The organism is Balnearium lithotrophicum (genome assembly GCF_900182585.1).
GTDB lineage: Bacteria > Aquificota > Aquificia > Desulfurobacteriales > Desulfurobacteriaceae > Balnearium > Balnearium lithotrophicum.
Genome location: NZ_FXTM01000003.1, coordinates 67,148 through 88,237, shown reverse-complemented (window position 1 = coordinate 88,237; position 21,090 = coordinate 67,148). Strand labels below are relative to the sequence as shown.

Below are 21,090 nucleotides of genomic sequence, written 5' to 3'. Positions count from 1 at the left end.
TATGAGGGAAAAAATAAGGGATATTGTAAGGGCAATAGAGGATGTTGCCCCTAAGGATAGAAAAGTAAAGATTATGAACGTGTGTGGTTCTCACGAGCACACGATTACCTACTACGGTCTTCGTTCTCTAATTCCAAAAAACATTGAACTCGTTCCTGGACCTGGATGTCCAGTCTGCGTCTGTTCTGAAAGTGATGTTATAAATGCGATTAATCTATCAAAAAGGGATGATACCATCCTCTGTACTTACGGGGATATGCTGAGGGTTCCTACAAGGATTGGTTCAATTCGCTCAAACGGCGGAAACTATAAGATGGTTTCTGCTCCCCATGAGGTTTTGAAAATTGCAGAGGAAAATCCTGACAAGAAAATAGTATTTTTCTCAATAGGTTTTGAAACAACAACAGCCCCAACAGCTGCTTTACTTGAGATGGGCGTTCCTGAGAACTTCTATCTTTTAACATCACAGAAGCTTACCCCAGAAATCATGGAAGTCCTTGTAAAGGATTCAGAGGTTGGAGTAGATGCATTTATAGCTCCTGGGCACGTTTCTGCCATTGTAGGCTCAAACGCTTGGAGAGTTTTCCCTGAGGAGTTTGGAATCCCTACGGTTGTAGCAGGGTTTGAACCTGAAAATTTACTGTTGGCAGTTTTGAGAATCCTGATTCAGATAAGGGAAGGAAAGTCTGATTTGGAAAACGTCTACAGGGGAGTTGTAAGGCCTGAGGGGAACAGGAGAGCTCAAGAACTAATGTACAAGTACTTTGAAAAGGCTGACGTTAACTGGAGGGGAATAGGAAATATTCCAAAGTCGGGATTGGAGCTCCGCCCAGAGTATTCTTACCTGAATGCAAAGGTAGCTTTTGAACTTCCTGAAATCAAGGAGAAAAAAATCCCCGGTTGTATATGCGATAGGGTGGTTTTAGGTAAGGCATATCCCTCGGATTGTAAACTTTTTAAAAGGTCGTGTACTCCAAGGAATCCCAAGGGGCCATGTATGGTGTCTTTAGAGGGGGCTTGCAACATCTGGTACAGGTTTGGTGGAAATGAGAATTAACGAGTGTAAAGTCTTAGTTGTTGAGGACGATAAAACTCAGCTGTCCCTCATATCTGAAATACTGAGGGATTTTGGATTTCAGGTGTACTCAGCATCAAACGCAGAAAAGGGACTTCAAATTATAAACAGAGAGAACCCCTGCGTCGTTGTTACCGATGTTCGACTTCCGGGAATGGATGGCCTCTCATTTATGAGGAAGATAAAATCGGAATTTTCCGATGTTGAGGTTATAGTAATAACTGCTTTCAGCAGTATTGAGGATGCTGTTGAATCCATAAAATCTGGAGCATTTCACTACGTCACAAAACCCTACGAACCGGAAGTTTTAATAAACCTCATTAAAAAGGCGTGTCAGCTTGTAAAACTGAGAAGGGTACCCATAGGAACCTCCAAAATTATTTATGCTTCGAGGGAAATGGAGGAGGTCTTAAAAAGGGCTTCCCTTTTTTCCAAGGGAGAAGCTCCCGTTCTTATCTTAGGGGAAAGCGGAGTCGGTAAGGAGTTGGTTGCGAAATTTATTCATGAGGAGAGTGGTAGGAAGGGAAGGTTTATCTCTGTAAACTGCTCTGCCATTCCGAGGGAGCTCTTTGAATCGGAATTCTTCGGTTACGAGAGAGGAGCATTTACCGGAGCCAATAAGCCAAAACCCGGTCTCTTTGAGGAGGCAGATGGGGGAACACTTTTTTTAGATGAGATAGGAGAGCTCCCATTAGAACATCAACCAAAACTTTTGAGAGTTCTTCAGGAAAGAAGAGTAAGACGGTTGGGAAGCAGTAGAGAAAAGGAGGTAGATGTAAAAATTATTGCAGCAACGAACAGGAACTTAGAAGAAATGGCTATGAGGGAAGAATTTAGGGAAGACCTGCTGTACAGAATTAACGTTCTTCAGATAGAAATTCCTCCTTTGAGGGAAAGACCTGAGGACATAGTTGAGCTTACAGGGTACTTTCTAAAGAAGTACTCGAGAAATTACAACAAATTTGTTTCAATTACTCCAGAAGCCCTCGATGTTCTCTTAAACTACAGTTTCCCCGGAAATGTTAGGGAACTTGAAAACATAGTTCACAGGTTAGTTATAACATCTTTCGGAGAAATAACCCCACAGGAGGTTTCAGCAGTTTTAGGCAAGGGAAAAAGGAAAGTGGACATTGAAATTAACTTTGACAAACCACTTCCGGAATTCTTGGCAGATGTAGAAAGGAAAGCTATAGAAAGGGCTCTTAAATGTACCGGTTACGTCCAAACAAGAGCTGCCAAACTGCTTGGAATAGATGAAAAATCCCTGAGGTACAAGAGAAAAAAGTACGGAATATAGATGAAACATAGAAGAGTTTACCTATTTATTCTGATAATCGTTCTCACACTCTTAGCAGTTATTGCTGATATTTTTTTCATTTGGAATGAGTACAAGAAGTTCTACTACTTCTTTTTAAACGAGGAAACCTCCAGGGTAGAATCTGTTGTAAAGGGAACAATATCCGCCGGCGGTGACCCTGTAGGAGCTCTCGATAACTATCTAAAAAGGTCAAAAATTTTAAAAGGTGTTTCGTACAAACTTGAAGGGAGAAACATTTTTCTACCCAACTCCCAGATTTCTCCAAACTTCATTTCAAGAACAGTTAAGATTCCACCTTTTGAATTTACCCTCTATTACGATGTATCAAAGCTCTTACACTTTAAAGAACACCTTATATTTCTTGCTGTTTTTCTCCTTATTCTAACGTTCATCTTCGTAGCGGTTCTCTTTCTTCTTCTAAAGGAGTACTACAGGGAAAAACTTGAAAGGATAAATGAGAAAGTTCGGAGGAAAAACCTTGAAGTTATAAATTTAGCGATTCATTCAATAGTTCACGAGGTGAAAAATAGATTGAACGTTCTCAGACTGCTCATCTATAGGTACAATTCCACTAAATCGGAAATCTACATCAATAGAATGAAAAAAGAGATTGAGGAACTGAGTAGGTACATAGAGGAAACTTCCGACTTAAGAAAACCCATTTCCTTAGACAAAGAGAGAAGAAATATAGGGGAAGTTTTAAAACAGGTTGTTAATGAGTTTAACAATCTTTTTCTGTCTAAGAACATAAAATTTAACTTATCTGTAGAGGACTTGGAGTTCCCTTTTGATGAGAAGAAAATATCCTCCGCCGTTATTGATATTTTAAAAAATGCTGTAGAGGCTCTTGATTCAACTGATGGCAAACAGAAAGAAATCCGTGTGGTTGGAAAAAAGGATAGGAATAGGTACATTTTGGAAATCTGCGATAACTCTCCATTAGAACTTCCAGAAACTCTTTTTGAGCCCTTCTACTCAACAAAAGAAAAGGGTTTTGGAATTGGTCTGTACAACGTTAAAAGAATAGTTGAGGCTCACGGGGGAAGGGTAAGTGCCGAGAAGAGGGAAGGTTGGTCTATTTTCAGGATGGAGCTCCCGATAGGTTAAGTTCGGAAAAATTTCCGAACAAATAGCCTACCATTCGGAAAAATTTCCGATATCAGCTTAAGAAACTCCCCTATTTTTAATGAGTCCCTATTTGGCATGGAACTTGCTTCTCTAAAGTAGAGAAATTTGATTACAGGAGGTGTGATATGCGCAAGTTATTAACAGCAGCAACTTTAATTGTTACATCATCTGCTCTTTTAACTGGCTGTGGGGGAGGAGGTGGTGGTGCAGCTACGACATCCTCTTCCTCAAGTGTAACCGGTGCAACGTATGCGAGTTTTGTTGAAGGAGCTAAAGTCTGTATTGAGGATTCAAACAAAAATGTAATAACTGTAAATGGAACAGAGCTCTGTTCAACCACTGCTGAGGACGGAACCTTTACAATTCAAATTTCTCAAGGTGTAACCCTATCAAACGATAACCGGGTTGGCCTTTACGTAGTAGACCAAAATGGAGATTCTATTAAAATAGCGGACGTTCCTATAACTCAACTTGAAGTGGATAACTCAACAAACGTCTTGGAAATAACACCGGAAAACTTGGCTGCAGGTAATGAAACGTTGGCAAATCAAATAGGAGCTCTCATACACGCCATCGGAGGTGACCTTGACGGCAACGCAACTGTCGTTGACCTTTCCAATGCTACTATTGAGAATGTTGAAGTTCAAACACAGGATAATCAGACAGAGCCTTTACAGAGTTTATCAAACGTATCCCTTGTAGACCTTTTAAAGAATAAAAAGGCAATAATCATCAAGAATTATCATAAATTACTTAACAAAGAATACCTAATACAGGTTAATGCCACAGATTCTCAAGAGCCTGTGACCTGTAAACTTGGAACGGTAATCAAGAAGTTAAATTACAACTGGAAGGAACATCAAAAAGAAATAGAGGAACACCTCCAAGCACTACAATACCTCGCTTCTGGGAATGTTCAACAGTTTGAGGTCCACAGATTAGCATCCCTCATTGACTCCATTAGTAAAAAATTGCAGACTATTGCTGCGAGTGGTTTACTTCCTTCTGATGAAGGTAGTGACGTTCAATCTGTTGTTTCTGAACTAATGAATATCGTAGAAGACCTTAAAACAAACGGCTTGACGGAGGATACAAAAGACGAAATTCAAAATGCCCTTACTGATGTAAACTCCCTTATAGAAGCCCTTAGTTCTAATAATAATTTCTCTATTAAGAGAAAAGCATTTAGTTTACAAAAATTGGCCAGCGTAATTGAGAATCTAATACAAAACAGCACAGAGGTTGAAATTACACAACAAACCTCAAACGAGACACAAGTTCAGTTAAACCAGGAATTAGAAGGCAGTAATCAAGCACAGGTTCAAACAAACCAGGAATTGCAAGGCTCCAACCAGACTCAGGCACAGGCAAATCAAGAATTGGAGAGCTCCAACCAAGTTCAAGAAAATCAGGAGTTACAGAGTGGCAATCAAGCACAGGCTCAGGTAAACCAGGAATCACATGAAGAACTACAAAGCTCTAACCAAACTCAATCTTAGTTAAAATCTAAGGGAGTGGGGGTTAAATTCCCTGCTCCCTAATTATTTTAAGGAGGTAACATTGAAGCTTCAGAGGTTAGCAATAAGTGATGAGGGATTCATCTTTGACCCTGAAACTGGAAACAGTTACACGGTTAACAAAGTAGGTCTGTTCATCTTAGAGCTCCTTAAAAGGGGAAAATCTCCTCAGGAGATAGTTAAGGCTTTAACCGACGAATTTGAGGTATCCCCTGAGGAAGCTCAAAGGGACCTCATTGATTTTTTAGAACAACTGAGGCTCTTTGGCCTTTTGGAGGGAGAAGTTGTATAAGGTGGCAGTTTCTGGAATTAATGCAATAGACAACCCCGGTCCAGGTATAGGAATAGCAAAGGGAATTAGAGAAAGTGGTTTAAACGTAAAGGTATTTGGACTTGCTTACGATGCAATGGAGCCAGGAATCTATATGAACTGGCTCATAGATAAAAGCTTCATAATGCCCTATCCCTCCTCAGGGGAGACTCCATTTATCAACAGGTTGCTCTACATAAAGGAGAATTACGGTCTTGACGTTGTTATTCCTGCTCTTGATGCAGAACTCCCCCTTTTTATTAAGGGTGTTTCGCTTCTTGAGAGCTACGGTATTAAAACATTTCTTCCTACAGAGGAACAGTTCAAGCTTAGAGGAAAGGATAAGCTGACGGAGGTCGCAGAGAAAATAGGAATAAAAGTTCCTAAGACTTTAGTTGTTACATCCTACGAAGAACTCTCTCAGGCATCCAACGAAATTGGATTTCCTCTGATGGTAAAGGGAATATTCTACAAAGCCTATAAAGCCTACAACATTTCTCAACTTAACTCCTACTTTAACTCAATCGTTTCTGAGTGGGGATATCCTGTTATAGTTCAGGAAGTGGTTACAGGCGAGGAGATGAACGTTGTCGGTGTCGGTGATGGGGAAGGAGGGCACTTCGGGCTTGTTGGAATAAAGAAGCTCTGGATAACTAGTTTAGGAAAGATATGGACAGGGGTAACTGTTAGAAATCAGCCTTTACTTGAAGCAGCTCAGAGGTTCGTTTCAGAATTCCTCTGGAGAGGAGCTTTTGAATTTGAGTGTATAGTTAGGGAAAACGAAATATACCTCATAGAAATAAATCCAAGATTTCCCGCATGGGTCTACTTTTCAACAGGTGTGGGAGTTAACCTTCCTGGAAGGTTGTTGAAAGCGGCTTTGGGCATAGAACCTGAAAGAAGCTGGGATTACGAGGCCGGTAAACTGTACGTACGTTTCACCGATGACTTTGTTACAGAAATAAGTGAATTTCAAAAGGTAGCAACAAGGGGAGAAAGTTAAAATGGAGGTAAATGTGAAAAAAACTTACGAGAAACCGGTTATTCAAAAATTAAAAACAGGTTTTACCAATAAGTTTGGTGGGACAGGATTTTACCTCGGTAGGAATATTAGAAAGGATATAGACGGCGTTTCTATTGAGGAATTAGTTTCTCAATTTGGCTCTCCTTTGTTCGTGTTTTCCGAAAAAAAGCTTCGTCAGAAGTTCAGAGAGCTTAAGGAGGCATTTACCGTCAGGTATCCTAACGTTGAATTTAGTTGGTCGTATAAAACCAACTATTTAGATGCTATCTGTTCTATTCTTCACGATGAAGGAGAAACGGCCGAGGTTGTTTCAGAGTTTGAGTATGAAAAGGCCAGGAGACTTGGAGTTTCAGGTGAGAAGATAATCTACAACGGTCCCTACAAACCTTACGATTCCCTTGTTACTGCCGTTAAGGAAGGGGCAAGAATAAATATTGACCACTTTGAAGAGATTCTCGACCTTGAAAGAGTGGCAGACGAACTTGGAATCAGGCCAAAGGTTGGAATTAGAATCAACATGGACACTGGAATACACCCTCAGTGGAGCCGTTTTGGTTTCAATTTGGAATCGGGACAGGCTTTAGATGCAGTAAAGAGAATTGCTTCCGGAAATAAACTTGAACTTGTAGGACTTCACTGCCACATAGGAACTTTCATCCTGGAACCTAAAGCCTATGAAAAGGAAATCGAAAAGCTTATAAAATTTGCATACCAGATAGAGGATGAATTCGGCTTTAAAATTGAATACTTGGACATTGGTGGTGGATTCCCATCAAAGAACAGGCTTAAGGGGATTTATCTACCTCCAGAAGTTTCTGTTCCATCAATAGATGAATATGCAGAGAGAATTTCCAACGCTCTTTTAAAAAATTTACGTCCTGAGGACTATCCAAAACTGATATTGGAAAGTGGAAGAGCCGTAGTTGATGAATCGGGATATCTCATAACTACAGTTCACGCTGCTAAGAGGCTTCCTTCTGGAATTAAAGCTTACGTTTTAGATGCTGGAGTAAACATCCTCTTTACAGCTTTCTGGTACAAGTTCAACATTGAAATAGATAGGGAAATCTATGGAACGACCGAACCATCGGTTCTCTACGGGCCACTCTGTATGAATATAGACGTTGTCGATGAAATGACCTATCTCCCTCCTCTTCCTAGAGGAACAAGGCTCGTGCTTTCTCCCGTTGGGGCTTACAACGTTACCCAGTGGATGCAGTTTATTCGCTACAGACCAGCTGTCGTTTTAATAGGGGAAAATGGGGAAGTTGACCTGATAAGGGAAAAGGAAGACCTTACAGACATTGTGAGGAGAGAACACTTACCTGAAAGATTGAGAGGAAAATGGGAGTAGAGAAGTATATTGTTCCAATACTAAGAAGTTACTCTGCCGTTTTGTTTAATTCAGAGGCTTACGGTGGAGCTCTTTTACTTTTTCTCTCGTTCCTAAATCCGAATGTTGGCTTTGGAGGTTTGGTCTCCCTTTTATCTGCATACCTCTTTGCAAGGCTTTTAGGATTTAAAAGGGAGTTTTTAAGAATTGATTACTACATCTACAATCCCCTCCTCGTTGGTCTTTCTTTAGGTTACATATTCAAGATTAATACAATCAGTTTTCTGTTCTTCCTGACCGGAGGTATACTGTCATTCCTAACCACATACGTACTTTCTAATCTTTTTTACTACTACTTCAGACTCCCTATACTAAGTCTTCCCTTCGTCATAGTTAGTTCCACTCTATACTTAGCATCCCAACATTTCTCAAATTTGTTTGTTGAGAGCCTCTACCCCCATTTCTACCTTCCAAACATCGACATTACTCCCTTTATTAATGGGTTCTTTAAATCTTTGGGAGCAGTATTCTTCCTCCCTAACACTTTTTGTGGATTGGTGATATTCCTATTAATTTTAAGAATATCACCGATATTAGCATTTCTATCAGTCATAGGATACTCTACTGGAATCCTTACAACTGCCCTGTTTAAGGGTTCCCTCTATCAAGCCATTTCTGATACATCGGCTTTTAACTACATACTCACATCGATGGCAGTTGGGGGTGTTTTTCTCGTTCCATCGCTGAGAAGCTACAAATTTGCCCTTCTTTCATCCTTTATCTCCGTTCCAATAGTTGAAAGTTCAAAGGTTTTCTGGGAAACTTACAGTATTCCTGTCTTTGCTCTACCCTTTAACGTTATTTCCCTTCTGGTGCTTTACGTTTTTATCTTTACAGGATACTCTTTAGTTACAAGAGTTTACAGGGGAACACCTGAGAGAACCTTGGATTACTATCTGACACGTTTAAAACGCTTTCCTTTTACCGGTAGGGAAATAGCCCTTCCTTTTTCGGGGGAGTGGACAGTTTGGCAATCCTTTGACGGAGAGTGGACCCATAAGGGAGCTTGGAGACATGCAGTCGATTTTGTAATAACGGATAGCGAAGGAAAAACTTTTAAAGGAACCGGCTCTTCCCTTTCAGATTACTACTGTTTTGGAAAACCTGTTCTTTCCCCAATCGATGGAACAGTTGTGGATGTTGTTTCTTCTCTACCTGACAACAAACCTGGAGAGGTGGACAAGGAAAACAACTGGGGCAACTACGTTCTACTTTACGATAAGAGGGGATTTTATGTACTTGTCTGCCACTTAAAGCAGAATTCTGTAAACGTTAAGAGGGGAGATTCAGTAACAAAGGGAAGCCTCTTGGGACTCTGTGGAAATTCTGGATACTCTCCTCAACCTCACATCCACATTCACGTTCAGCTTCTGCCCCACTTAGGAGCTCCCACTGTTCCTTTCTCATTTACCTCCTTCATCTCCTCAAAAAACTTCTACGATGTGGGAATTCCAAAAAGGGGGGAGAGGGTTACCCCTGTCTTTGCCGATAAGTCCCTGTTTAGGCGTTTAAACTTTTTGATAGGTCAGGAATTTACGTACTCTTTGTACGATAAAAAGAGGGGAGAGAAGGAAACATTAAAGATTCAGGTTGAAATGGCACCTGACGGGACTTTCTACTTTACAGAAGGAAGGTCTAAACTCTACTTTGGAATTCTTAACTCAACATTTTACTTCTACAGTATTGACGGCGATTTAAGCTCTCCTCTTAAGTACTTCCTTTTCTCAGCACCTAAAATTCCCCTTATAAATTCAGGCGGAGTAGTATGGAGGGACTACCTCCCTTTAACTTCCCTTTTTTCCGAGTTTAAGAGGAAACTTCTCCTCTTCATCTCATCTTTCAAACACGACCTCTTGGAAGTAAGGGTAAAGTCTTGCTGGAGCTCCATTGACACAGTTTCAACGGAGATTATCTTACCGGGAAGTAAAAAAGTTAAAAAAGCAAAACTGAAACTATCCAACCACTTAGGATTTGAGGAAATAAACTATAATAACGAAATAATTCTGAGGAGGGAAAAAAATGAAGAAAACGTTATTAATTCTTAGTTTAGCCTCCCTTATCTTCTCTGAAACAGAGGCAAAAGAAATTCAAGGAAAGAAAATTTACGCTTACGGAGCTCTCTACCCAACCTACATAAATTACAGCGGTTCAAAGTACAAGGACGATGGTTATTCAACAACAGGCTACATTAGTATAGGTGATGGTAAAGAAAACCTTTTCCAGTTTGGTGCTACCTATACCCATTTAAACTACAAGGACGGATACTCAGACCTCAATCAAAGGGATTTTACACTTACGTATTCAAATGTGAATGGAATTCTAAGAAACCACACATTTACCTTTGGTGGACACTACATAAGCAGTGATGACGAACTAACCGACGGCGGATACACCATCTTCTTCGATGGAACTTACTCCTCCTATTCCAAAACCTATCCCTATTACTTTAACTGGAGTGCAGGAGTTGGAACCTACTACTCTCACTACGACAATACTATAAACTTTCACGTAGTACAGATTACTCCCCACACTACATATAGGATTTTTTCCGATTACAGAAGGGGCTCTCTCTATGCCGATTTGATTGGTTACTACATTCACCTTTCCGACTCAGAGAAAGTGGGAGTAGGCATTGATAATTTATACTCGATAGAGGGAGCTCTGAGATACTACTACGGAAACTACGACTTGAAGGTAGGAGCTTGGTCTGGACAGCAGGTCTTTGCAGTGAAAAACGGTGGTTTTGTCGTTTACAACTTAGTTGAGAAGTACAAAAGAGGAGCTTACGCTGAATTAGGATATACTTTCAGAAACGGTCTTAGAATCTCTCTAAACTTAGGAGTAAACAGGTACAAGGAGAGCAGTGACTCTGTTACTCAGACAACAGCAACTCTCTCTTTGGGTTATAGATTTTAGGAGGAGTATTAATGAGATTTTTACTAATCCTAACTGCACTGTTAATTTCTGTTTCCTCCTACGGTATGTCCTACTCTGAAATAAAGAGGCTGTACCAGAAGAGTTACACTTACGAGAAGAATGGCGACTATAAGGATGCAGTAAAGGTTCTCATGCCAATTTACGAAAGTTATCCAAACGGATACACCGTAAACTTGAGATTGGGCTGGCTCTACTACCTGATGAAGAACTATGCTAACTCAGAGTACCACTACAGAAAGGCCTTAAAAGCACTTCCGTCCTCAATTGAAGCTATGTTAGGTCTCTCTCTTCCCCTCATGGCACAATCAAGGTGGAGCGATTTGGAGTCCTTAATGTACAGAGTGATTAAGATAGACTACTACAACTACTACGGTAACTTAAGACTGTGTAAAGCCCTTACTGAGGAGAAAAAGTATTCAATAGCTGAATCAATCTCCCGTAAAATGTTGGTGATATACCCAACGGACGTGAACTTTCTCAACCAACTTGCAATTTCACTCTACAATCAGGGTAAGGTTTCCTACGCTAAGTCTATCTTTGAAAACGTACTAATCCTGGATCCTGAGAATACTACTGCTAAGAAGTACTTAAAACAGATAGAACCAAAAGAGGGAAAAAAGAAGGGGAATTAAATAGTCCCCTTCCTCTTTAAGGCCTTCATTCCAATGTCCTTTCTGTAGTGCATTCCTTCAAAGTGAATCTTTTCAATAGCCCTGTAAGCTCTTTCCCTTGCCTCAACTATGTCCCTTCCAAGTGCCGTTACGTTTAAAACCCTTCCACCGTTTGTAACTAACTTTCCATCCTTAACAGCCGTTCCTGCATGGAAAACAACAACTGTTGGAACCTTCTCAGCCTCCTCAATTCCTGTAATCTCCTTTCCTTTCTCGTACCTTCCGGGATAACCTTTAGAGGCCAGAACAACACAGATTGATGTTTCAGGTTTCCAGTGGAGCTCCTCTACTAAATTCCCCTCTATTGAACTGAGTGAAACGTCAACAAGGTCATCCTCAAGTCTCCTCATTAGAGCTTGAGCTTCAGGGTCACCGAATCTGACGTTGAACTCAAGAACCATCGGTCCTTTTTCCGTAATCATCAATCCTGCATACAGAACGCCTTTAAAGGGAGCTCCTTCCCTTCTCATTCCCTCTAAGATAGGTTTTATAACCCTCTCCTGAACTTCTCTTTCCATATCCTCAGAGAGAACAGGTGCTGGTGAGTAGGCTCCCATTCCTCCCGTGTTTGGCCCCTCATCACCATCAAAAACGGCCTTGTGGTCCTGAGCAGTTGCAAGAGGAACGAAGTTTTTACCGTCTGTTATTACAAGGTAAGAAGCCTCTTCACCCTCCAAACACTCCTCAATAACAACCCTGTTTCCAGATTCTCCAAAGACCTTTTCAACCATTATTCTGTCAATCGCTTCAATGGCCTCCTCAACGGTCTTTGCAACTACTACCCCCTTTCCTGCAGCAAGCCCATCCGCCTTGACAACAATCGGAACTCCTTTTTCCCTTACATACCTCTTAGCTTCCTCGGGATTGTCAAAAACTTGAAATTCCGCAGTAGGTACTCCGTACTTTCTCATCATCTCCTTTGCAAAAACCTTACTACCCTCCAATTTAGCTGCAGCCTTTGAGGGACCAAAAATTCTGAGTCCTCTACTTTCAAACTCGTCAACTATTCCGGCGACGAGTGGCGCTTCCGGACCAACGATTGTTAGGTCAATTTTCTCCTTTTGTGCAAACTCTGCCAGTCCCTCTACATCCGTGGGTTTTATGTCAACACATCTTCCTATCTTCTCTATTCCTGGATTTCCTGGAGCTGCAATGACTTCCTTTACTTTAGGACTCTGGGAAACTTTCCAGGCTAAAGCGTGCTCCCTTCCGCCGCTTCCAACTATGAGAACCTTCATTTCCTCTCTCCCGGAAAACTTTTGCGCCAATTATAACAGCTCTTTTCTGATATTTAACAGCCAGGACGGAAAATCTGTCGCAAGGGCATCAGACTTTGACTTTAAAGCCTTATCAAGGGTTTTCTCATCATCAATAACCCAGGAAACTACCCTCAATCCTAACCTGTGAGCAAAATTAACAGCCTTTTCCGTTGAAAGGTACCACTTGGGAAGGACGAATTCACATCCAATCCTCTTTGCATCAAGAATTTTTCCCGGAGGTTTTGAGTAAATCAGCCCCGTTGTTAGATTCTTATTCCACTCTTTAACTCTAACAAGAGCTTCCTCATAAAAACTTATAAAACCTATCCAGCCTGTTTTACTAACGCTTGAATTAACCGATTTTAAAATCTGCTCTGTTGTTTCTGGCTCCTTTATTTCAATAAACAGGCCACAGTTCCCTTCTACTACATCTAAGACTTCCTCTAAAAGGGGGATTCTTTCACCATCTATACGAACCTCTCTAAGTTCACTATAGGTTAAGTCTGAAACTTTAACATCGATACCTGCAATCCTTTTTAAATTGTCGTCATGGATAACCACCAATTTTCCGTCCTTCGTTCTTCTAACATCACACTCAACAATATCTACCCCCAACTCAATTGCATACTTAAATGCCTCTACTGTGTTCTCCGGCTTCTCCCCAGCTGCTCCCCTGTGTCCTACAACGGAAAAGGGTTTTACAGATAGCCTTTCTAAAATTTCCTTCAACCTATCCTCACTCAAATTTTTGACTTATAACTATTACGTTACCCTCTCTTTTAAGAACAATTCTGTACCTTCTGTTACTTTTTCCCTGATTTCTATACTCCCTTGAAATATTTTTTACGTAACTTATGGTTTCCCTGTAGGGAGGAATTCCCCCATAACGGTCAACTACCCCCTCACCGGCATTGTAGGCAGCAAGTGCTAACCTCCAGTCCCTGTACTTTTTGTAGAGCCTACTCAGAAGGAGAGCTCCCGCATTTAAATTCTCGTCTGGGTCAAAGGGGTTTTTTACTCCAAGTTCCTTTGCAGTTTCCGGCATGAGCTGACACAGTCCTAAAGCTCCCTTCTTTGAAACTGCCCTTGGATTGAAGTTTGATTCGGCCTTTACGAGAGCTCTAAAGAGTTTTACTGGAATACCGTACTTTTTGGCGTAAAAGTCGGCTTTTTTCTCTAAGATTTTGAAGTTCTTGGGTTTTTCAAACTTGTTTTCCCCAACTCCTTTAATGTAGATGACTCCATTTTTCTCAAAAATTCTTATCCAACCAAAAGCCGGAGTTGAGATAAAACTAATTAAAAAGATACATAAGCTCAGTCTCCTCAATATTTCCATTTGTTATCCTTAAGAGATTTCCAATCAGCTCCTCTGTCTTCTCTCCAAACAGCCTTTCAAAGAAACTCCTCTTAGGCTTTACAAAGTAGAGTTTCGCATTTGGGCAGTTTCCTAACTTCTTGGCAATTTCAACGGCCCTTTCAAAGTTTCCCAAGTAGTCAACAAGACCTAACTTCTGGGCCTGTTCTCCGGTAAAGACTCTTCCGTCGGCAAACCTCTTAACCTTTTCTATCGAGAGCCTCCTTCCCTCAGCCACGGCCCTTACAAACTGTTCGTAGGAGTTATTTATCAGGCTCTGGACGACCTTTATCTTCTCCGGATTTGGCTTCTCAAATGGGTTTAAGAGGTCCTTGTACTTTCCACTCTTTACAGTTACAACCTTTATTCCCAATTTCTTTATTAGCTCACTAACGTTATAGGTTTGAATAATAACTCCTATGCTGCCCGTAATTGTTCCCGGATTTGCAACAATTTTTGTCGCAGGGACAGATATGTACAGGCCCCCAGATGCAGCGACGGAACCCATAGAGACAACCACTGGTTTCTTCTTGGCAAGTTCTTTGACCTTATCGTGAATCTCCTGACAGGCCCCAACGATACCACCGGGAGAGTCAACTCTGAGAACAACGGCTTTTACAGTTTTATTCCTCTCTAACTTATCCAGGAACTCCAAATACTTATCAGAACTTCTAATGATTCCGTAAACCTTAACTACGCCAACCTTATCCCCCGGTATTGGAATTTCACTTCTGTTCTTTAGAAAGAGTGAAATTAGACCGATTACCATAATGGAAAAGGCTAAGACTCCAAACACTGTAAAGAACTTACCAATCCTTCCCAATTTACTCCCCTATTTTAAAGTGCTCCTTTACAAATTTTGACCTCATCTCCTTTGGAATTTTACTCAAAATTTCCCTGTTCTTTACGTTTCCCTCAGGAAGTGCAAAACCCAACTCCTTTGAAAGCTCACTCATAACCCTTAACCTTTCGTTCTTTGCAACAATTGAAGCAGCTGCCACTACAACATCATCCTCTCCACAGGGTTTTGCCTCAACATTAATTTCCGGAAAGGCTTTCCTGACAATCTTTTCAACGTTTGGACTGAACTTGTCTATAACTACTTTCCTTGGAGAACACCTCTTCAAAAGTTTTCCAATCAAATCCATATAAATGTTCTCAAGGAGCCTGTTAACATTTCCAAATCTCCTGTACTCCTCGTTGTACTTCTCCGGCTTAAGAACCCTAACGGTACCTTTACAGCTCCTTTTTATTTTTTCAGCAATTTCAGGAATCCTCTCCTTAGGAATCTTCTTCGAATCCTTAACTTCTAATTTAAGGAGCTCCCTCAAACACTCCCTATCTGCGCAGATGCACGAAACAACCAAGGGGCCAAAGAATTCTCCCTTTCCAGCCTCATCGCAGCCTATTCTTGGAATCTCCTCCAGTTTTAATATTTCCTCAATAACCTCCTCCTTCAACCTCTCCCTTTCCCTTCCCGAATAGACGATACTCCCCGTATCGTAAACCATCAGTATTCCATTTCCCTTCCTTAACCTGTAGCTAACATTCTCTGGAGGTTTCTCCTCAACAGCCCCCTTTTTCTTCAGTACTTCTACCAGTTTTTCAACTTTCTCCTTCTCTAACTTCATCTCCTCTCCAGTTCAATGCCAATTCCAAACTCAGCTCCGTAGAAACTGTTGTACCTCAACTCCAAAAAGTACTTTTTGCTGAGCCTCAGCTGAACTCCTCCCCCGTACTCAGGATTTTGTCCTGTAGTTTCATATCCAAAGAGTTTAACCCTCTTTGTCAGTACCTTGACAACGTTGAGCTTTGCAACAGTCTCCCCGTACTTTGTTATGTAAGGCTCTATAGAAAAGTTCTCAACCTTAAGTGCCTTTTTAAAGGTCTCCTCAACAGGTTTGAAGAGTGAAGCTGTCGCATAGTAGGCAACCTGAACTGCAGGGAAAATTTCAGAGGATGCCTCTATCTCTTCTGGAGATGCCCCCGTCATTATCAAATTCAGTATCTGTTCCCTCGTTAGTGGAGGGTCGGAGGTAAGGTAAATGGCAGGACTTTTCAAACTTCCCTCTATCTTCATGTATATGAAGTAACCTGACACGTTAGAGCTGGCGAGAATGTTGATTGTTCCCTCTTTCGCCTCTAAGTTCTCTATCGTTCCAAAACCGTAGAGAATTTCAAACATTTTTCCCATATAGTTTATTTTTCCTTCAGTTGCTACAAAATCACCCTCAATCACAGGCCTTCCGTTTCTCGTCTTTAGGTGCAGCCTCGGAATTATTTTTATGCTGAAGAGCTCCCCCTTTAACTCCACAGGTTCATCAAAAAGTAAATCTACGTTAATCGAAATAGGAACTTTTACAGGTGTTTGTACTGTAGCCTGTTTTTCCTTGTTGAGAAAGACCTTAACTTTAGAAATGGAAAGTTTTCCTTCTAAACTGCTTCCCGTATAGAGAAGTTTTCCTGAAACCTCTCCCTTCCAGCTCCCAACACTTCCAAGTGGAACGCTGGATAAGGTTATAGAAACTCCCTCATTCGTCTTCAGAGCAATTACGTTTCCTATTCCTGTATCAGCAACAGCCTTAACGTCCTCCAGACTACCGTTCCTAAATTTTGCAGAGAGCTCCCTAAATACGAGTTTCTCCAAGAGAAACTCCGACTTTATCTCTATATCCTTTCCAGCAACACTGAGCTGATAGGAAAGTTCCTTGTCGTAAGAAAAACTCCCCGTCACGTACAGGTCGTTCCTTGCATAGTTAATAAACTTGTTGAGCTTGAATAGGTAAACTAACCCTTTAACCCCCAAACTACTCTCAAATTCTCCACTAATTCCACTTAATTTCTTTACCCTTAAGTTCTTGAACCTTATCCAACCATCTATGAAGGAGAGGCTGAAATCCTCAATTTCAATCTTGCCGTTTTCCAAACGGATGTAGATTCCTGAAACCGAATAGAGAGGAAAGAGACTTTCAGGCTTTATCCTAAAAGTAGGAATAGCTAACGTTCCAGAAAGGTTGTTAAGGTTTATATTTACAAATGCCAAATTTATAACTCCCTTTAGATTTTCTCCCTTCAGATTTAAATTCTTAACTGTTCCAACAACTTGAGTTTCAGCTCCATTTACAACTAACTTTAAGTCACTATTTTCTCCTTCTAAGGAAATAACTCCAACATTTTGAGGCTCCATTAGACTTCCAAAAATCCTTAAGTTTACAAGTCTTCCTAAAAATGGAGAGTCAAAAGTTGAATTACCGCTAACTTCTACAACGAATTTAGAGGTCAAACCGGATATTCTTGAACCTATTCTGAAGTTTAGGCTTCCTACACTCCACCTTCCTGAGCCTGAAAAGGTAAATTCACCCAAAATTTCATCGTTTTTTAGATTAACTTCTAAGCTACCTGACAAAACACTCTCTAACGAAGGTATTACTGGTTTCACTCTTTCAAATTTAACAGAAAGCTTGTTCTTAAAAAGTGAAACAGAAATGTTTCCACCGTTAAACTTTTGTCCCTTAAAAATTCCATTCTCCAATTTACCGGTTAAATTAACTGACAATTCAGAGTCAAAATAGGATATGCTCCCAGCAGCAATTCCTGTTGCACTCAAAATTTCGTTTGAGAAACTTCCATGGAATCTATCTATATAAACAAGTGCAGTGTAAGTATCCCTTCTTTTAACATCCTTGGCCTCAATTTTGAAACTACCGGAAACAGAACCCTTCAATTTAAAGGGCAGTTTTACTCTGTATCCATTTAAAACTCCTAAAACTTTTTCTGAAGAAATTTCCTGAACTTTTCCAGAAAGGAAAAATGAGATAGGACGTTTTAAGTGGACAGAAAGCCTATCTATAAAGAGATTCTCCGCAAATGCAGATATGTTCAAGTAAAAGTCCTTAAGTCTGACCTCTCCATTGGCCTCATTAAGAGGTTGGTTAAAGAGATAAACAACCTTTGAGGAAAAGGAGAATTGACCTTTTGGATTTTTTAAACTGCCGTAGAGCCTTCCCCCTCCACGGACCATTCCCTTAAGACCTAAAGACCTTAAAAAATCAAGTGAATTAAGGGAGAGGTTTTCCCCTTTATACTCCGAATCGATAGTTAATTTTCTTATGTTTATACTACCCTTTGACTCAACAGTCCCATCCTTTCCCGAAATTTTACCGCTAAAGTTCAGGAATTCTCTATTTCCACTGATATTTAGATTCCCAATTCCGGCATAACCTCGGAAGTAGAACCTTTTAAGGAAAAAAGTTCCCCTATAGGTGAGTCCCCTTTCATCTCTTCTTAATTTTAAATTTCCGGAGAACTCCAAGGAAGGAATCCACTTTCCATACTTACTCCTGTAGCTTCTAATCCTCTTAAACTCGTTAATTTTTAAATTTTTAAAGAAAAAGTTTCCCTCAAAATTACTTAACTTCCCTGAAAGGCTTCCCCTTATAGCTTTAGAACTAAAGCTAACGTTAAATTTCCTCTTAGGGGAAATAGAGGCTGTAGCCTTAATCCTACTCAGGTCCAGAATGGGAGTTTCTAACTTTTCTGCCTCTCCAGTAACTCTAACTTCCGGACCTTTAATGTTTCCTTTTACTTCTATCTGAGAATTAAAGTTGACAACTTTTATCTCCCTAAACTTTAAAGTAGAGCCATGAACCCTACCAGAAAAGATAAATCTGTCCCCCTTTAACTCTCCAGAACCTCTAAAGGAGGTATTTTCAAAACTTCCCCTTAAGCTCTCAATTTTTACTTTGGTTTTTGTAAAAAGGAGCTCCCCCTCTCCGTAAGTTCTTTTTCCAAAGGAACTACCTTTCCAGACTACGTTGATGGATTTACCGTATTTCTTTACGGTTAGTTTTCCAAGGTAGTAGGGGCAGGAGAGTTCCAAGTTACTTTGAGCTTCTTCAAAGCCCTTGAATGCTACACTTCCCTGACCGCTACATCCGTTATAACTAAAGGATACGGAGGGAATTCTGAAAAGGTTGTTCTCCTTAAATCCCGAAAAGGGAGAGACCCATAAGTCTTTCCCAAACACCTTTCCCTCTAATCCTCCAGAGGAAATCGACCTGTTGTTAAGCTTAATTCCGTTTAAAAGGAGCTCCACATCCTTTGAAATAAGAGCAAAACTTGAAACCTTCAAATTTTCAATCTTTACTGGAACTTTAGGAAAACGTAAGTTTTTCTTTTTTCCCCTTCTCTCCAAAATAAAAAGCCTACCACTCTCCAATCTAAGGCTTGAAACTGTAGGAGTTAAACTCTTGAGTGTTTTTAGAACGTCTAAATCTACCTTAACTTTAGAAAGTTCTAATTCAAAACCTGGACTTTTTAAGAAGACAGAATCAGCAGAGGCCCACAAAATCTTATCTTTCCAGTCAAATCCCCACCTAAAGTTCTTCTTTATCAGTGTAATATTTGCCTTTTCCCTAACTAAATACTTAGAGATATCAAAAAGGGAGATAGCTGAAAGGATTACAAAGGCTGATACGAGTAAAAACCTTAAAAGGTAATGAATTCTTCCTTTTCTAACGGATTTAAGAAGCTCCCTGAGGAACTCTCTATACCTCACCGTTTATCCTCAACGTCTCCCAACCTTTACACTTTGGGCACATCCAGTCAAAGTGGTCGGTTTTAAAACCGCAGGATTCACACTTGTAGAGCCTTTTATTCTCCTTTAGAAGGGAAAGGAGGGAAATGACTTCCTCTGCAACCCTCTTTCTCTTTCCAGAGTTCCAGAGAATTTTTATATACTCCTCAAAAAGTTCTGGGTCAAACGTCCTTCCCCTCTTCCAGAGGGATTCCAGAACAGTAAGAGCTCTCTCCCCTTTACCTTCCTCTATAAGCTTATAGACCAACTTTCTAACTATCGGAACGGAGAAGCCTAACTTCTCAAGAAGTCCTTCAAGTTTGCTCCTATTAAGGGAATCGTACCTCTCTATAACCTCCAAAAAAGGCTCTGCCCTGTCAGGGCATATTCTCATTCCCTTAAAGGCCGTCTCGTACCCTTTTTTAATCTCTCCAACAGAGTAAAAAAGTTTTGAAAGAACGTAGTAGTAAAATTGAATAGGTATAGAAATTTTCAACTTTCTAATAATTTTCAGGGCTCTATCAGTTCTTCCCGAATCGATGTAACTGTTTGCTAAAAGCAGCTTTGTGTAGATTAGGTCATCTAAAAAACTGCCTTTTAACTCAACGGCCTTCTCTAAAAGGTCAACGGATTCCTCCAACTTACCTTCCGACTTTAGAATTTGAGCAAGTTCGTAGTAGAAGAAACTCTCCGTAGGATAGAGGGAAATTCCCTCTCTCAAAACCTGTTCAGCCCTATCAACAAATCCTGCAGACCTGTAAACCAGAGCTAAGTTAAGAATAACTAACTTTTTCTCCTCCTCTGAGAGTTCCTCTTCCTTCAGACTTTCAAGTACCTTCAGACTTTTGTAGTACTCCCCCTTTTCTTTGAGCAAAATGGCAAAGGTTATAAAGGCATTTACGGGCCTTTTCAGGTCAACGTCAAAGGATGTGTCGTCTATTAAATCGTACCTGTTTACAGCTAACTTTTTTAAATAGAGGTCGATGGAGGGTTTCCCCTCTACTGAAAAGAATTCTTTTATTTTCTTTAACATTATTCCCAGCACTTTTTTAACGTTTCATAGGTTTCTTCAAGTGATTGAGGAATTACCTTTACCCCAGAAACAACGGGAAGGAAATTTGTGTCACCAATCCAGCGGGGAACAACGTGGTAGTGGATGTGGGTATCAACACTTCCTCCGGAAGCCTTTCCCAAATTTAGACCGATGTTGAATCCGTCAGGATTGTAAGCCCTCTTCAGTGCTTTTAGGGCTCTCTTTAGTAAGTCGTTAATCTCAACAACTTCTTCAGTTAAAAGTGAAGTGAAGTCCCCTGTATGCCTTACAGGACAAACCATAAGGTGCCCTGTGTTGTAGGGAAACTTGTTGAGAATAACCAGAGCTCTCTCTCCCCTGTACAGAACTAAGTTTTCCTTAGCCCTCTCTGGGTACTCCTTTGCAGCTTTACATATAAAGCACCCGTTATCCTCCTTTCCAACACGTGAAACGTAGGAGAGCCTCCACGGAGCCCAAATTATCTCCAACACTACCT

At 40.5% G+C, this 21,090-nt stretch carries 18 protein-coding genes; 10 read left to right on the top strand and 8 right to left on the bottom strand.

The window, feature by feature from the left end; genetic code table 11:
- Position 1 precedes the first annotated feature (1 nt).
- From hypD to FN732_RS01635, 10 genes are all read left to right on the top strand, one after another.
- Positions 2-1,057: a hydrogenase formation protein HypD gene (hypD, locus tag FN732_RS01680; RefSeq protein WP_142933980.1), complete on the top strand. Its 1,056-nt coding sequence runs from the start codon at positions 2-4 to the stop codon at positions 1,055-1,057.
- Positions 1,047-2,372, top strand: a complete 1,326-nt coding sequence (locus FN732_RS01675; RefSeq protein WP_246051276.1) for a sigma-54-dependent transcriptional regulator — start codon at positions 1,047-1,049, stop codon at positions 2,370-2,372. Before hypD ends, FN732_RS01675 begins: the two co-directional genes overlap by 11 nt.
- Complete coding sequence (locus FN732_RS01670) at positions 2,373-3,500, top strand: sensor histidine kinase (RefSeq protein ID WP_142933975.1); 1,128 nt, start codon at positions 2,373-2,375, stop codon at positions 3,498-3,500. It begins immediately after the preceding gene.
- Between the two features lie 146 nt (positions 3,501-3,646).
- A complete protein-coding gene (locus FN732_RS01665; RefSeq protein ID WP_142933973.1) occupies positions 3,647-5,020 on the top strand; it encodes a hypothetical protein in 1,374 nt (457 codons plus the stop codon).
- 61 nt (positions 5,021-5,081) lie between these two features.
- The gene (locus FN732_RS01660; RefSeq protein WP_142933970.1) at positions 5,082-5,330 is read left to right on the top strand and encodes an HPr-rel-A system PqqD family peptide chaperone; all 249 of its coding nucleotides are present in this window, start codon (positions 5,082-5,084) and stop codon (positions 5,328-5,330) included.
- A 1-nt stretch (position 5,331) separates the two neighbouring features.
- On the top strand, positions 5,332-6,351 hold the full coding sequence (locus tag FN732_RS01655; RefSeq protein WP_246051284.1) for an ATP-grasp domain-containing protein: 1,020 nt from the start codon (positions 5,332-5,334) through the stop codon (positions 6,349-6,351).
- 13 nt (positions 6,352-6,364) lie between these two features.
- Positions 6,365-7,726, top strand: a complete 1,362-nt coding sequence (locus tag FN732_RS01650) for an alanine racemase (protein ID WP_142933966.1) — start codon at positions 6,365-6,367, stop codon at positions 7,724-7,726.
- Complete coding sequence (locus FN732_RS01645) at positions 7,717-9,810, top strand: urea transporter (RefSeq protein ID WP_142933964.1); 2,094 nt, start codon at positions 7,717-7,719, stop codon at positions 9,808-9,810. Before FN732_RS01650 ends, FN732_RS01645 begins: the two co-directional genes overlap by 10 nt.
- The gene (locus tag FN732_RS01640; RefSeq protein ID WP_142933962.1) at positions 9,785-10,681 is read left to right on the top strand and encodes a TonB-dependent receptor; all 897 of its coding nucleotides are present in this window, start codon (positions 9,785-9,787) and stop codon (positions 10,679-10,681) included. Before FN732_RS01645 ends, FN732_RS01640 begins: the two co-directional genes overlap by 26 nt.
- Before the next feature lie 11 nt (positions 10,682-10,692).
- Positions 10,693-11,334 (top strand): tetratricopeptide repeat protein, encoded by a 642-nt coding sequence (locus FN732_RS01635; RefSeq protein WP_142933960.1) that lies wholly within the window; start codon positions 10,693-10,695, stop codon positions 11,332-11,334.
- Here the strand turns inward: FN732_RS01635 and purD are convergent.
- Genes purD through FN732_RS01595 form a run of 8 tightly spaced genes read right to left on the bottom strand, consistent with a single transcriptional unit; the run spans position 11,331 to position 21,085 of the window.
- Entirely contained in the window at positions 11,331-12,611 is a 1,281-nt protein-coding gene (gene purD / locus FN732_RS01630; protein WP_142933958.1) for a phosphoribosylamine--glycine ligase, read from the bottom strand. The genes FN732_RS01635 and purD overlap by 4 nt on opposite strands.
- A 30-nt stretch (positions 12,612-12,641) precedes the next feature.
- The gene (locus tag FN732_RS01625; RefSeq protein WP_221928587.1) at positions 12,642-13,361 is read right to left on the bottom strand and encodes a glycerophosphodiester phosphodiesterase; all 720 of its coding nucleotides are present in this window, start codon (positions 13,359-13,361) and stop codon (positions 12,642-12,644) included.
- Positions 13,362-13,368: 7 nt separating this feature from the next.
- On the bottom strand, positions 13,369-13,959 hold the full coding sequence (locus FN732_RS01620; protein WP_425456857.1) for a lytic transglycosylase domain-containing protein: 591 nt from the start codon (positions 13,957-13,959) through the stop codon (positions 13,369-13,371).
- On the bottom strand, positions 13,925-14,809 hold the full coding sequence (sppA, locus tag FN732_RS01615; RefSeq protein WP_142933952.1) for a signal peptide peptidase SppA: 885 nt from the start codon (positions 14,807-14,809) through the stop codon (positions 13,925-13,927). The genes FN732_RS01620 and sppA overlap by 35 nt, the downstream gene beginning before the upstream one ends.
- Before the next feature lies 1 nt (position 14,810).
- Entirely contained in the window at positions 14,811-15,617 is an 807-nt protein-coding gene (rnhC, locus tag FN732_RS01610; protein WP_142933950.1) for a ribonuclease HIII, read from the bottom strand.
- Positions 15,614-19,543: a translocation/assembly module TamB domain-containing protein gene (locus tag FN732_RS01605; RefSeq protein WP_142933948.1), complete on the bottom strand. Its 3,930-nt coding sequence runs from the start codon at positions 19,541-19,543 to the stop codon at positions 15,614-15,616. Before FN732_RS01605 ends, rnhC begins: the two co-directional genes overlap by 4 nt.
- Entirely contained in the window at positions 19,533-20,594 is a 1,062-nt protein-coding gene (locus FN732_RS01600) for a tetratricopeptide repeat protein (protein ID WP_142933946.1), read from the bottom strand. Before FN732_RS01600 ends, FN732_RS01605 begins: the two co-directional genes overlap by 11 nt.
- Complete coding sequence (locus tag FN732_RS01595; protein ID WP_246051274.1) at positions 20,594-21,085, bottom strand: HIT family protein; 492 nt, start codon at positions 21,083-21,085, stop codon at positions 20,594-20,596. Before FN732_RS01595 ends, FN732_RS01600 begins: the two co-directional genes overlap by 1 nt.
- Positions 21,086-21,090 lie beyond the last annotated feature (5 nt).

Excerpts from the sequence above, each read along its gene's own strand:
- FN732_RS01640 (WP_142933962.1), top strand. The coding sequence starts at position 9,785 with ATGAAGAAAACGTTATTAATTCTTAGTTTAGCCTCCCTTATCTTCTCT.
- FN732_RS01635 (WP_142933960.1), top strand. The coding sequence starts at position 10,693 with ATGAGATTTTTACTAATCCTAACTGCACTGTTAATTTCTGTTTCCTCC.
- purD (WP_142933958.1), bottom strand. The coding sequence starts at position 12,611 with ATGAAGGTTCTCATAGTTGGAAGCGGCGGAAGGGAGCACGCTTTAGCC.
- FN732_RS01645 (WP_142933964.1), top strand. The coding sequence starts at position 7,717 with ATGGGAGTAGAGAAGTATATTGTTCCAATACTAAGAAGTTACTCTGCC.
- FN732_RS01600 (WP_142933946.1), bottom strand. The coding sequence starts at position 20,594 with ATGTTAAAGAAAATAAAAGAATTCTTTTCAGTAGAGGGGAAACCCTCC.
- FN732_RS01665 (WP_142933973.1), top strand. The coding sequence starts at position 3,647 with ATGCGCAAGTTATTAACAGCAGCAACTTTAATTGTTACATCATCTGCT.
- hypD (WP_142933980.1), top strand. The coding sequence starts at position 2 with ATGAGGGAAAAAATAAGGGATATTGTAAGGGCAATAGAGGATGTTGCC.
- rnhC (WP_142933950.1), bottom strand. The coding sequence starts at position 15,617 with ATGAAGTTAGAGAAGGAGAAAGTTGAAAAACTGGTAGAAGTACTGAAG.
- FN732_RS01675 (WP_246051276.1), top strand. The coding sequence starts at position 1,047 with ATGAGAATTAACGAGTGTAAAGTCTTAGTTGTTGAGGACGATAAAACT.
- FN732_RS01670 (WP_142933975.1), top strand. The coding sequence starts at position 2,373 with ATGAAACATAGAAGAGTTTACCTATTTATTCTGATAATCGTTCTCACA.